This is a genomic window from Kitasatospora sp. NPDC004240, from assembly GCF_053603215.1.
On record NZ_JBSGFD010000055.1, the window covers coordinates 35214 to 47111 of the forward strand.

9 protein-coding genes are annotated in these 11898 nt (G+C 76.2%); 3 read left to right on the plus strand and 6 right to left on the minus strand.

Features of this window, described 5'->3' with window-relative positions; genetic code table 11:
* The first annotated feature begins 13 nt into the window (after positions 1–13).
* The 3 genes from ACWEQL_RS17235 to ACWEQL_RS17245 all read left to right on the plus strand — a co-directional run bounded on the left by ACWEQL_RS17235 (position 14) and on the right by ACWEQL_RS17245 (position 3320).
* Positions 14–1378: a diaminobutyrate--2-oxoglutarate transaminase family protein gene (locus tag ACWEQL_RS17235; RefSeq protein WP_452151088.1), complete on the plus strand. Its 1365-nt coding sequence runs from the start codon at positions 14–16 to the stop codon at positions 1376–1378.
* Positions 1375–2946: a pyridoxal phosphate-dependent decarboxylase family protein gene (locus tag ACWEQL_RS17240; RefSeq protein WP_452151089.1), complete on the plus strand. Its 1572-nt coding sequence runs from the start codon at positions 1375–1377 to the stop codon at positions 2944–2946. Before ACWEQL_RS17235 ends, ACWEQL_RS17240 begins: the two co-directional genes overlap by 4 nt.
* Before the next feature lie 149 nt (positions 2947–3095).
* Positions 3096–3320: a hypothetical protein gene (locus ACWEQL_RS17245; protein ID WP_452151090.1), complete on the plus strand. Its 225-nt coding sequence runs from the start codon at positions 3096–3098 to the stop codon at positions 3318–3320.
* A gap of 54 nt (positions 3321–3374) precedes the next feature.
* Here ACWEQL_RS17245 and ACWEQL_RS17250 read toward each other — a convergent pair whose 3' ends face one another.
* The 6 genes from ACWEQL_RS17250 to ACWEQL_RS17275 form a co-directional block, all read right to left on the minus strand.
* Complete coding sequence (locus tag ACWEQL_RS17250; RefSeq protein WP_452151097.1) at positions 3375–4184, minus strand: inositol monophosphatase family protein; 810 nt, start codon at positions 4182–4184, stop codon at positions 3375–3377.
* A gap of 262 nt (positions 4185–4446) precedes the next feature.
* Entirely contained in the window at positions 4447–5742 is a 1296-nt protein-coding gene (locus ACWEQL_RS17255) for a type III PLP-dependent enzyme (protein ID WP_452151091.1), read from the minus strand.
* Entirely contained in the window at positions 5739–7469 is a 1731-nt protein-coding gene (locus ACWEQL_RS17260; protein WP_452151092.1) for an IucA/IucC family protein, read from the minus strand. The genes ACWEQL_RS17255 and ACWEQL_RS17260 overlap by 4 nt, the downstream gene beginning before the upstream one ends.
* Complete coding sequence (locus ACWEQL_RS17265; protein WP_452151093.1) at positions 7444–8706, minus strand: MFS transporter; 1263 nt, start codon at positions 8704–8706, stop codon at positions 7444–7446. Before ACWEQL_RS17265 ends, ACWEQL_RS17260 begins: the two co-directional genes overlap by 26 nt.
* Positions 8703–10508, minus strand: a complete 1806-nt coding sequence (locus tag ACWEQL_RS17270; RefSeq protein WP_452151094.1) for an IucA/IucC family protein — start codon at positions 10506–10508, stop codon at positions 8703–8705. Before ACWEQL_RS17270 ends, ACWEQL_RS17265 begins: the two co-directional genes overlap by 4 nt.
* The gene (locus tag ACWEQL_RS17275; RefSeq protein WP_452151095.1) at positions 10505–11719 is read right to left on the minus strand and encodes an ATP-grasp domain-containing protein; all 1215 of its coding nucleotides are present in this window, start codon (positions 11717–11719) and stop codon (positions 10505–10507) included. Before ACWEQL_RS17275 ends, ACWEQL_RS17270 begins: the two co-directional genes overlap by 4 nt.
* Positions 11720–11898 lie beyond the last annotated feature (179 nt).

The window sequence follows — 11898 nt, forward strand, 5'->3', positions numbered from 1 at the left end:
CGGGAGTCCATCTGTGAGCTTCGCCGTCCCCGCCCAGGCCGCCGTCGCCGGTGACGCCATCCTGCGCCGCCAGCGGATCCGCGAATCCGCCGCCCGCACCTACGCCCGGTCCTTCCCGATCGTCCCGGTCCGGGCCAACGGCATGACCGTCGAGGGCGCCGACGGCCGGCGCTACCTGGACTGCCTCTCCGGTGCGGGCACCCTCGCCCTCGGCCACAACCACCCGGTGGTCCTGGCGGCGATCCGGCGCACCCTGGACAGCGGCGCCCCGCTGCACCTGCTCGACCTCGCCACCGCCGAGAAGGACGACTTCACCGGCGCCCTCTTCGACAGCCTCCCCGAGGGCCTGCGCGGCCGGGCGCGGGTGCACTTCTGCGGCCCGGCCGGGACCGACGCCGTCGAGGCCGCGCTCAAGCTCACCCAGACCGTCACCGGACGCTCCGGCGCCCTCGCCTTCACCGGCGCTTACCACGGCATGACCGCCGGCGCGCTCGCCGTCACCGGCAACGTCGCCGTCAAGGAGCCGCTGCCCGGCGGCGGCGAGGTGGTCCGGCTGCCCTACCCGTACGGCTACCGCTGCCCGTTCGGCGTCGGCGGCGAGGCCGGGGCCGAGCTCGCCGCCACCTACGCCGAGCGGCTGCTCGACGACCCCTCCGGCGGCGTGGTGCCGCCCGCCGCGATGATCCTGGAGGCCGTCCAGGGCGAGGGCGGCGTGGTGCCCGCCCCCGACGACTGGCTGCGCGCGATGCGCCGGATCACCGCCGAACGCGGCATCCCGCTGATCGTCGACGAGGTGCAGACCGGCGTCGGCCGCACCGGCGCGATGTGGGCGGTCGAGCACAGCGGCATCGTCCCGGACGCCATGGTGCTCTCCAAGGCCATCGGCGGCAGCCTCCCGCTCGCCGTCGTCGTCTACCGCGAGGAGTACGACCGCTGGCGCCCCGGCGCCCACACCGGCACCTTCCGCGGCAACACCCTCGCCATGGCCGCCGGCGCCGCCACCCTGCGGTACGTCACCGCCAACGGACTGGCCGAACGCGCCACCCTCCTCGGCGAACGGATGACCGGGCGGCTGCGCGAGCTCGGCGAGGAGCTTCCGGCCGTCGGCGACGTCCGCGGCCGCGGCCTGATGATCGGCGTCGAACTGGTCGACGCCGACGCCGAACCCGACGCCTGCGGCGCCCGCCCGGCCGACCCCGCCCTCGCCGTCCGGGTCCGCGAGGCCTGCCTGGCCCGCGGCCTGATCGTCGAACTCGGCGGCCGGCACGACGCGGTGCTGCGCCTGCTGCCGCCGCTGACCATCAGCGACGAACAGGCGGAGGCCGTCCTGGAGCGGCTCGCCGAGGCGCTGCGCGCCGCCGCGGCCGGCCGGCCGTGACCCGCGAGGGTCCGCCCACCGGGCCCCGGCGCGGCCCCGGCCCCCGCCCGCTCGCCCTGTACACCGGGCCCACCGCCGGGCCCACCGCCGGGTCTTCCGGGCGGGCGCACGGCCTCGACGCGCTCGCCGGCGGGCCCGGCGGTCCCGAGGCGCTCGGCCCGCTCCTCGACACCGTGCTGGACGCGCTCGCCGCCGGCGCCGTCCGCCGCGCCGGACCGCTGCCCGCTGGCCCGCCCGCCCGGATCGCCGAGCTGGTCGCCGCCGAACTGCGCGCCGCGCACGGCCCCGAGGCCCTGCACCGGCTCACCGAGCTGCTCGCGTACGGCGCCGCCGACCCCGCCGACCCGGCCTGCGCCGCCCACCTGCACTGCCCCCCGCTGGCCGTCGCCGCCGCCGCCGACCTCGCCGTCAGCGCGCTCAACCCCTCCCAGGACTCCTGGGACCAGGCGCCCGCCGCCACCGCCCTGGAGACCGAACTGCTCGCCGAGCTCGCCGCCCTGGTCGGCTACGACCCGCGCCGCGCCGCCGGGGTGCTCACCTCCGGCGGCACCGAGTCCAACCTGATGGGCCTGATGCTGGCCCGCGACCAGAAGCTCGACGGCATCGTCGAGCTCGACGGCCTGCCGGCCGGCATCCGGCCCCGCATCCTCGCCTCCCGGGCCGCCCACTTCTCCGTCCAGCGCGCCGCCGCCCTGCTCGGCCTCGGCGAACGCGCCGTACTGACCGTCCCGGTCGACCGCCGGCTGCGGATGGACCCGGCCGCCCTCGCCCACACCCTGGCCGAGGCCACCTGGGCCGGCCAGACCCCGATCGCCGTCGTCGCCACCGCCGGCACCACCGACACCGGCGCCGTGGACCCGCTGCACGCCGCCGCCGACCTCGCCGCCCGCTACGGCGCCTGGCTGCACGTCGACGCCGCGTACGGCGGCGGGGCGCTGCTCTCCGACCGGCTCGCCCCGCTGCTCGACGGCATCGCCCGGGCCGACTCGGTCTCCCTGGACTGGCACAAGCTCGGCTGGCAGCCCGCCGCGGCCGGGGTCTTCCTGGCCCGCCGCGTCGAGACCTACGTCTCGCTCGCCCGCAGCGCCGAGTACCTCAACCCCGCCGACGACGAGGAGGCCGGCTACCCCAGCCTGCTCGGCCGCTCCCTGCGCACCACCCGCCGGGCGGACGCCTTCAAACTCGCCGTCACCCTGCGCACCCTCGGCCGGGACGGCCTCGGCCGGCTGGTCGACGCCTGCCACGAACTCGCCCGCGGCGCCGCCGAGGCCGTCCGCACCGACCCCGCGCTCGAACTGCACGACGAACCCGTCCTCACCACCGTGCTGTTCCGGTACCTGCCGCCCGGCGCGCCCGGACCCGCCGACATCGACCGGGTCAACGCCGAACTGCGCCGGCTGCTGCTGCGCACCGGCCGGGCCGTCGTCGGGCGCACCGAACTGCCCGGCGAGGGGCCCGGACGGGTCCGGCTCAAGCTGACGCTGCTCAACCCGCACACCACCGCCAACCGGGTGGCCGCGCTGCTGCGCGAGGTGGTCCGGGCCGGCCGGGAGAGCGCGGGGGCGTAGCGGCCGCTGGGCCCGGTGGTGCGTCGGGGCCCGGCGGCGCGTCGGGAGGCCCGTCGTAGCGCCGAATGTTTTTCACCCTCCTTTTCCCGTGGCCGGGTTGGAGGAAGGCACACTGGCGTCACACGGCGATCCCCGGATATCCGCTCCGAATGCGCAGAGCGTCCGTGGACATGCCTTTCCCGGGGAGTACAGGCCGATTTCGGCCGCGCGGTGATCGCATTCCGCCAGCCCCGGGCCGCACCCACGCCGAGATCGCCGTCACCGCGCTGGTCGAGCGGCTGCCCGGGCTGCGGCTGGCGCTCCCGGTGGAGCAGCTGGCCTGGCGGCCGGGGTTCATCAAGCGCCTGCCGGAGCGGCTGCCGGTGCTCTGGTAGCCGCCCCGGCACCCCGCCGCCACGCCGCCCCGGACGGGGCAGCGGGGACGGGGGTCAGCGCGCGTCCGGGCCGAGCAGGACGGCCCGGGCGCGCTCCCAGGTCTCCGGGTCGGCGGCCACCAGCAGGCCGTCCTCGCCGCCCGGAGCCTCCGGCCGGTACGGGGTGCCGTCCAGCCGGGCGGAGACGCCGCCGGCCTCGGTGACCAGCAGCGAACCGGGCGCGTGGTCCCAGGGCAGGGTGCGCCAGTAGAGGATCACGTCCGTCGCGCCGTCGGCGAGGTCCGGGTACTCGATCCCGGCGGCGCTGCGGCCGGGGGTGACCCGCCCGAAGGCGTCGGCTGCGGCGCGCTGCAGCCGGGCGTGCTCGTCGGCGTCCAGGAACCGGCTCTTCAGCGAGCAGCGCCAGGAGCCCGGCGCGGCCGGGGCGGGCGTACGGGTCAACCGGTGGCCGTCGCGCCAGGCCCCGGCGCCCAGTTCGGCGGTGTACGAGGTGCGGCCGACCGGCTGCCAGATCCAGGACGCCACGGTCTCACCGGCCCGGACCAGCGAGCACATCACGGCGAAGTCGGCCTTGCCGGCGATGAAGTTCGAGGTGCCGTCGACCGGGTCGACCAGCCACGCGGCGGGCTCGGCGTGCAGCGCGCGCGCCAGTGCGGGGTCGGCGGCCACGGCCTCCTCGCCGACCACCGGCACCGGCAGCAGCTCGCGCAGCCGCCGGGAGATGATCACCTCGGCCTCCCGGTCGGCGATCGTCACCACCTCGCCGGGGGCCTTCTCCATCACCTCGCCGGTGGCCAGCGACCGGAACCGGGGCAGGACCACCTCGTCCGCCGTCTCGGCGAGGATCTCCGCCACCCTGTCCATCAGCACGTGCCGCTCCCTTCGCTGGTACCACTTTCGCACGCCCGTGCGGACGGGACCCGCGCCGGGCGGGCTCCGGGGAGGGTGGAGGTGTGCACGTCAGGGGCGGTGGGGTGCGGTGGCGGGGGCCATGGGCGTGGCCGGAAGGGGCCGGGGCCGGTGGGGCGTGGCAGGCCCTGGGGCAGGCCCGGGCGGCCCGCGGCGAGGGTGCCGCGGGCCGGGGGCCGGTGGGGCGGGAACTGGGGCCCGGTACCGGGCCGGGGCGTCAGGAGGCCGCGGAGGGCTCCTGGGCGTCCAGGTAGGCGAAGCCCGGGCGGGGGTGCATCAGGAACTCGTGGTGCGAGATGTTCCACGCGTACGCGCCGGCCATCGCGAAGAGCACCCGGTCCGCCGTGCGCAGCCCGGCCGCGGCCGGGGCGTGGTGGGCGAGACCGTCCTTCGGGGTGCACAGCTGGCCCGCCAGGGTGGCGCGGCCGGTGGTGACCGCCGGGCGGGGCCACGGGTGCGGCCAGGCGTCCACCGGGAGGACCGAGAACGGCTGGGAGTGGCCCCGGGTGGCCGGGGTGCGCAGGTGGTGGGTGCCGCCGCGGACCACCGCGAAGTCCTCGCCGTGGCTGTGCTTGACGTCCAGCACCTCGGTCGCGTACCAGCCGCAGTGGGCGGTCAGCGCCCGTCCCGGCTCGATCCGCAGGGTCAGCCCCGGGTGGCGGTCGAGCAGCTTCGCCAGGCCCTCGCCGAAGGCCGTCCAGTCGAACCGGGCGGCGGGGTCGGTGTAGTCGACGGCCATGCCGCCGCCCACGTTGACCTCCTCCAGCGGGAAGCCGTGGCGCCCGGCGAGTTCGGCCGACCAGGTGACGATGCGCTCGGCGACCGCCAGCTGCTCCGGCGCCTCCAGGCCGCTGGCCAGGTGGGCGTGCACCCCGCGCAGCCGCAGCCGCCCGCCGAGCGGGCCGGACAGCAGCCGTACGCACTCCTCGGCCTGCTCCGGGTCGAGGCCGAACGGGGTGGGCCGGCCGCCCATCGCCAGGGCGACCGAGTCCAGCGCGTCGGAGCCGACCGGCAGGTTCACCCGCAGCAGCACGTCCACGGTGACGCCGTCGGCCTCGGGGGCCTCCAGCGCGGCCGCCAGCCGGCGCAGTTCCTGCTCGCTCTCCACGTGCCAGCGGTGCACCCCGGTGCGGACCGCGGCGGCGATCTCGGCGGGCGTCTTGCCGGGCCCGCCGAAGGCCAGCGGGGCGCCCGGCACGGCCGCCGCGACGTGCGCCAACTCGCCGCCGCTGGAAACCTCGTAGCCGTCCACCGAATCGCGCAGCGCGGTCAGCAGCGGGGCGTCCGGGTTGGCCTTGGCGGCGTAGTACAGCTCGACCCGCGCGGGCAGCGCGGCCCGGACGGCGGCGGCGTGGGCGCGCAGCACGGCCAGGTCGTAGACGTACGCGGGCAGTTGCTCGGGCGCGAGGGCGGCGACGTGCCGACGGACCGGCCCGGTGGCGTCCGCGGCGCTGGCCACGGCAGCGGTGGTCTCGGTGGCGGTGGCCTCGGCGGCGATGGGTTCGGCGGTCATCGGGAGCTCCAGGCGAGGGCGGGCGAGTCGGCCTGCTCGGGCAGGTGGGGGACCTGCGCGAGGGCGGCGTCGGCGAGCGGCGAGGGCAACCGGACGTAGCCGGCCTCGCGGTCCGCCTTGCGCTCCCAGCGGGTGAGCAGGTTGGCCTTGGCGGGCAGCGGGACGCCGGCCAGCAGCCCGCGCAGCCGGGGCGGGCAGCCGTGCTCGGCCGCGTAGTCCTCCAGGGTGTGCCGGACGGCGGCCCAGAGCTCGCCCTCGACGGCGGGGTGCAGGTCGGCGATCGAGGCGAGCACCTCGGCCACGTGGTTGACCAGCAGGCAGTACACCACCCGGTCCCAGCCGCGCTGCGGGTCGTACGCCATCGGGCCGGCCACCTCGGGCGGCAGCCGGTCCAGCAGCGCGGCGTTCTGCTCGGGGACGAGCTTGGTGCCCTCCAGGTCACGGAAGAGCACCTGGGCGGGCCGGCCGGAGCCGTCCACGCCGATCAGCACGTTCTGCAGGTGCGGCTCCAGCACCACGCCGTGGTCGAAGTAGGCGGCGAGCACCGGCGGCAGCAGCAGCCGCAGGTAGGCGGACCACCAGTCGAGGGCCTGCCCGGCGTCGCCGCCGGCCAGCAGCCGGGAGATGTGCGCGGAGCTGGTCGGGTACTCGTCGGCCACGGCGGCCGCCAGCAGCGGGGTGACGCCGGGGCGCAGCAGGCCGCCGAAGCCCTCGCGGACGATCAGCCCGAAGCCCTCGTAGAGCGAGGTGTCCGGGCGGCCGTCGGCGCCGGGCAGCGCGAGGGTGCGGAAGGCGGGCTCGCGCAGCATCACGGCGTCCGGGAACCGCTCGGCGAGGTCCGCCAGCGCGGGGCCGAGCAGCCGGGTGAGCGCCACGGCGCCGGTGAGCTCGTACGCGGCGTTCTTGCGCAGGCAGTTGGTGATCCGCACGTTCAGGCTGAACTTGAGGAACGCGTCCGCGCCGTACAGGGTGCGCACCGAGGCGGTGGCGGTGAACGGCTCGCCGCCGGGGCCGAGGTCCAGGACGTCGCCGCTGGCCAGCGCGCCGCGCAGCAGCGGGTGGTCGGCGAGCAGCTCGTACTGCCAGGGGTGGGCGGGCAGCAGCCGGTACCCGGCGGGCACCTCGCGCAGGCCGTCCAGGGTGGCGGTGACCTGCTCGTCCAGGCTCTGCCCGGCGATCAGCTCCTCGCGCACCGCGAGGTGGCGCAGCCGGAACTCGGCGCGGTGCTCGGGCGCGTAGCGGCGCCAGTCGCCGCGCGCGGCGGTCCGGGACTTGGGCGCGGGGTGGAAGCGGTGGCCGAACAGCAGGGCCTGCTCGGACTCCAGGTAGCGGTCGGTGCCGGGCACCGGGCGGTCGATCAGCCCGGCGGCGACGCCGTGGTGGCTGGAGGCGACCTGGTCGAGGAACTCCTCGTTGCCGCCGCCGGTGCGCAGGGTCAGCTCCTCCTGGATCCGGCCGGCCAGCTCGCGCCAGCTCAACTCGACCCAGCCGTCGGCTCGTTCCTCCTGGACCGGGCCGGTGAAGCGGTGCGCCCCGAACAGCGAGGTGCGGCGCAGCGCGACCCTCAGCAGGACGCCCCGGCGGGGCAGCCGGATCAGCAGCCGGCCGTCGTCGACGGCGGTCTGGTGCTCGGGTGCGGAGACCTCGCGAAGCAGGCAGTTCAGCAGGGTGTGGACCACCGCCTCATCGGGGCCGGGCAGTTCACGGGTGTGCGGTTCGTGGGTCATCAGGACTCCAACGCTTGCGGACGGCGAAAGTGACGGCGGTGGCCGCGACGGCGGCCAGCAGTGCGGCGGCGGTGCCGACCAGCACGGGGGCGGCGGCGCCGAGTACGCCGTTGACCAGCGCCGCGACGGCGCCGGCGGCGACGGCGCCGCCCTTGGAGACGAATTCGAGGGTGCCGAACATCCGGCCCGGCGCGCGGCCCCGGGCGGCCTCGGCGGCCAGCACCGAGAGGCAGACCAGGCCGAGCGTCAGCCCGGCCCCGAGCAGCAGCCGGACCAGCACGAAGACCGGCAGCGAGTACGCGACGGCGTGCCCGGCCAGGCCCAGCGCGACGAAGCCGAAGCTCAGCGCGATCCCGGTGTGCGGACGGTTGAGGAAGGCCGAGTGCGTGCGGGCCGCGAACGCCAGGTAGCACAGGTGCGGCAGGGCGAACAGCAGGCCGGTGGTGGTGCCGGAGACTCCCGGCAGACGCTCCTCGGCCAGGGATATCAGGTAGGGGAACGAGATGATGGTGGCGAAGACGAAGGTGAACTCGAAGGCGTAGAGCAGCCGCAGCGGCCCGCGCGCGGGCTCGGCCGGGGCGGCGCAGGCCGCGTCCTCGCCGTCCGCCCCGGTCTGCCCGGCGGCCGTGTCCGGCGCCGGACACGGCTCCGGCAGCAGCGAGAGGAGCGCGGCCGCGGCCAGCGGCAGGACCGACATCAGCAGGTACTGCCGGTGCGGGTCGATCCACGGGGACAGCGCGCCGACCAGGATCGGCGCCGCGACCAGGGAGGCGCGGGCGCTGCCCTGCATCAGGGTGAGCGCCTTGGACAGTTGCGAGCCGTCCAGCGCCGCGGCCAGGTAGCCGTTGGTCGCGGCGAAGGTGCCGCCCAGGAAACCCTGGAGGACCAGCGCCGCGGTGAACATCGGCAGGCTGTCCGCCGCGCCGGCCACCAGGAACGAGACGGTGAGCCCGAGTTGGGCGCGCAGCAGCATGCGCTTGCGGCCGAAGCGGTCGGCGAGCCGGCCCCAGAACGGCGCGCCCAGCGCGCTGAACACGGTCGGCACGATGTACAGCACCCCGGCCCAGCGGCCCTGCGCGTCGCCCAGCGACGGCAGGATCGTGGTCAGGAACGGCGGCAGGCCGAGCGCGGCGAAGGAGGCCACGAAGTAGCAGGCGGCCACCGCGTGGACCTGTCTGCGGTCGAGCCCGCCGGGCTTCGTGGTGCTCCCCGCGTGCGGGAGGGTCTCCACGCTCATGGCGCGACGCCTTCCGGACGGAGGTAGTTGGGGCCGTCGGTGTAGTGCTTGTTGATGTCGGCGGCGCCGGAGCGCTGCTTGCTCAGCAGGGTGCCGGCGCTGACCATCGCCTTGACCGGCAGCCGCTCGGCGTCCAGCAGGTCGTCGCGCAGTGCCGCGCCGGCCGGGCCGATCCGGTCCACGCCCTCGGTCAGCCGCTCGCGCAACAGGCCGAGCAGGTCGGCGAGTCGGGCTCGGCCGTGGTCGGCGAGGCCGAACGCCAGCGAGGCGGTGCACAGGTGGCCGGTGATCGTGGTGAACAGGTCGGTGAGCGGCCGGTCGTCCTCGCCGAATATCCGCGCGTCGTCGAACTCCGCTCGGACGTCGGCGAGTTCACCGAGCGTGGCGGCCAGTCGGACGGTGTTCAGCCGGGGGCCGTCGTCGTCCTTGTACAGCAGCCGCAGGCCGTTCCCGTCCAGGGCCAGCGAGGTGTTCTGCTGGTGCGACTCCAGCGCGACGCCGTAGCCGAACAGGGTGGTCTGCCAGTCGATCAGCAGCTCCAGCAGCGCGTCGTAGAAGGCGGTCGCCGAGCCGTCGAAGAAGCGGTCGGCGAGGTGGTCGACCACCAGGCGCCCGCCGGGGGCGGGGGCCAGCAGGGCGGCGAGCGGCACGGTGAGGGCCCGGTCGAGGCCGGCCGGGTAGCGGCGCAGCAGGACGGCCAGCAGCTCGTGGCCGGCGTGCGCGTAGGACTGCTCGTCGGCGTGCAGGATCCGGTCGGCGAAGCGCGGCTCGCGGTCCAGCACGGCCTCGATCAGGCGCTGGCCGGCGGCGCCGTCCGCCAGGGTGCCGGGCTTGATGGTGCGCCGGTTCTTCCGCCCCAGGGTGGCGGTGGCCAGCGGGAGCTTGAGGTGGCAGGAGGGGTCCTCGGCGACCGCGACGGTCCGCATCGACAGGGTCGGCACCACGGTCAGGTACGGCCGGTCGGCGAGCACCGCGCGGCCGGCCAGCCCGGTGGCCCGCAGCGCCTCGTCCAGCGGCGCGCCGACCGAGAGCGGGTGCACCGGCAGGGTCAGCCAGTCGCCCTCCAGGTCGAGGCCGAGCCAGGCCGGGGTGGGCCACCAGCTGGGCAGCGGGCGCTCGCCGCGCACGGTGAGCGCGCCGGCCGGCACGGCCAGCCAGCGCAGCTCGAAAGCCGGGTGGAACTCCGGTGCGTAGGAGCGCAGTTGGGCCTCGGACAGGCCGGATCGGCCGCGCGCGGTGGGGTACACCGGGTGGTCCAGGTAGGCGGCCAGGGTGTCGTGGCCGAGGGAGGCGGCCGGCCCGGTCCAGTCGGCCGGGTCGGGCCCGTAGAGGTCGGCGAGCCGGGTGTGCACCTCGTGCTGGGAACGCTCGTGCAGCTCCATGGTGGCGAGGGTCTGCCGGCACTCCTCGGCGAAGGCGGCCCAGCCGTCCCGGTCCTCGGGGTCGGCGAGCGTGCCGAGTCCGGTCACCATCCGGTCGAGGTCGGTGAGCGTTTCGCCGTCCAGCTCCAGCAGCGGCAGGCGGGCCGCGTACTCGCTCTGGAAGCCCTCGGGGCCCACCGGCAGCGCCAGGGCGCTGCCGGTGTGCTCCAGGGCCAGCCAGCGGCCGTCCGGGCGCTCCTGGAGGGTGGAGCGGGTGCGCAGCCCGAGGACGTCCTCGCGCAGCAGCGCCGAGAGCACCCGCAGGGTCAGCTGCCCTGCGGCGTCGGGGGCCTTCGGGGTCTTCGGGGTGTTCGGGGTGGCCGACGCGGGCGGGGGCGCGGGAGCCGGGACGGTGACGGCCCGGGCGGGGGCGGTGCTCACGGGGTGATCTCCCAGCGGTTCTCCGCGATGAAGCGGGCGACGGAGGCGTCCACGGCGGCCTGGTCGGTGCCGACGGCCCAGATCACCCCCAGGTAGTCCCGGTTGGTGCGGTAGTGCTCGTGGCGCTCGCCGACCTCGCGCACCGGGCGGTAGGCCAGCCGCACCCCGTCGCGCTCCTCGTCGTACGGGCCGGGGGCCGCGGTGAGGGTGCCGGCCCGGTCGGCGAGGACCGGCTCGTTGCGGGCGCGCCCGTCGGTGCGGGCGCCGAGGTCCTCGGGCAGCGGCACGCCGAGGTGCGCGTTCAGGATGTGCTCGAAGAGCGGGATGCCGAGGAGCTCGGCGAGCATCAGGTCGCACTGGTCGCCGATGGCGCGGTAGTTGACCTCGATGAGGCGGGCGCGGCCGTCCGCCTGGAGCACGAACTCCGTGTGGCAGGCGCCGAGTCCGACGCCGAGGGCGTCGAGCTGGGCGAGGACCTGGTCGGTCACCTCGCGCGGGTGCGCGGGGGTGAACTCCAGCATCTCCTCGATGAAGTCCGGCGGCGGGGAGACCCGGGTCCGGAAGCCGCCGATCACGTGGCGGCGCTCACCGTCGCCGAGCGTCTCCAGGGTGCACAGCGGGCCGTCCAGGAACTCCTCGACCACCAGCGCGGCGCCGGGGCGGCGGTGCTGGATCTCCTTGCAGCGCAGCTCCAGTTCGGCCTGGTCGGCGGCCATGGTGACGTCCTCGCTGGCGACGCCCTCGCGGGGCTTCACCACGACCGGGAACGGCAGCTCCGCGGCGCGCAGCACGGCCGGGTCCTGACCGGGGTCGAGCTCGGCGGAGCGCACCGCGTCCAGCCCCGCGGCGGCCAGGTGACGGCGCAGCTCGCCCTTGTTCTTGGCCCGCAGGGCGGCCTTCCAGTCCTTGGCGGGCAGTCCGAAGTAGTCGGCGGCCAGGGCGGTCTGGGTCTGCAGGTGGTCACTGTTGGAGAACACCGCGTCCGGCGCGTGGTGCCGGGAGATCAGGCCGACGACCTCGCGGAAGTCCCGTACGTCGCACTCCAGCACCTCCAGGGTGCCGGGACCGTAGGGGAGTTCGGCGTACGCGGCGTGGTGGGCGCCGGCGTGGTCGGTGAGCAGGGTGACGTCGAGTCCGAGCCGGGCGGCGGCCGGGAGGAACCCCTGGGTGACGGAGTCGGTGGGGTTGAGCGCGAGCAGATAGAGCCGCATGGCGGGACGGGTCCTCTCCGGAGGTCGGGGGCTGGGAGGGGATCGGGGCCGGAACGGCCTACGTGATCGGGGGTCCGGCCCTTCGGGGCGGGCCGGACGGGACACCCGTTCCCCCGATTCGCCGCGGACCGCACGGCTGCGCCGGATGTACGAGGCCGCGCTGGCCGCGACCGAGGCGG

Coding starts and splice junctions, on each gene's coding strand:
- ACWEQL_RS17265 (WP_452151093.1), bottom strand. CDS start 8,706: ATGAGCGTGGAGACCCTCCCGCACGCGGGGAGCACCACGAAGCCCGGC.
- ACWEQL_RS17275 (WP_452151095.1), bottom strand. CDS start 11,719: ATGCGGCTCTATCTGCTCGCGCTCAACCCCACCGACTCCGTCACCCAG.
- ACWEQL_RS17255 (WP_452151091.1), bottom strand. CDS start 5,742: ATGACCGCCGAACCCATCGCCGCCGAGGCCACCGCCACCGAGACCACC.
- ACWEQL_RS17245 (WP_452151090.1), top strand. CDS start 3,096: ATGCGCAGAGCGTCCGTGGACATGCCTTTCCCGGGGAGTACAGGCCGA.
- ACWEQL_RS17260 (WP_452151092.1), bottom strand. CDS start 7,469: ATGACCCACGAACCGCACACCCGTGAACTGCCCGGCCCCGATGAGGCG.
- ACWEQL_RS17250 (WP_452151097.1), bottom strand. CDS start 4,184: ATGGACAGGGTGGCGGAGATCCTCGCCGAGACGGCGGACGAGGTGGTC.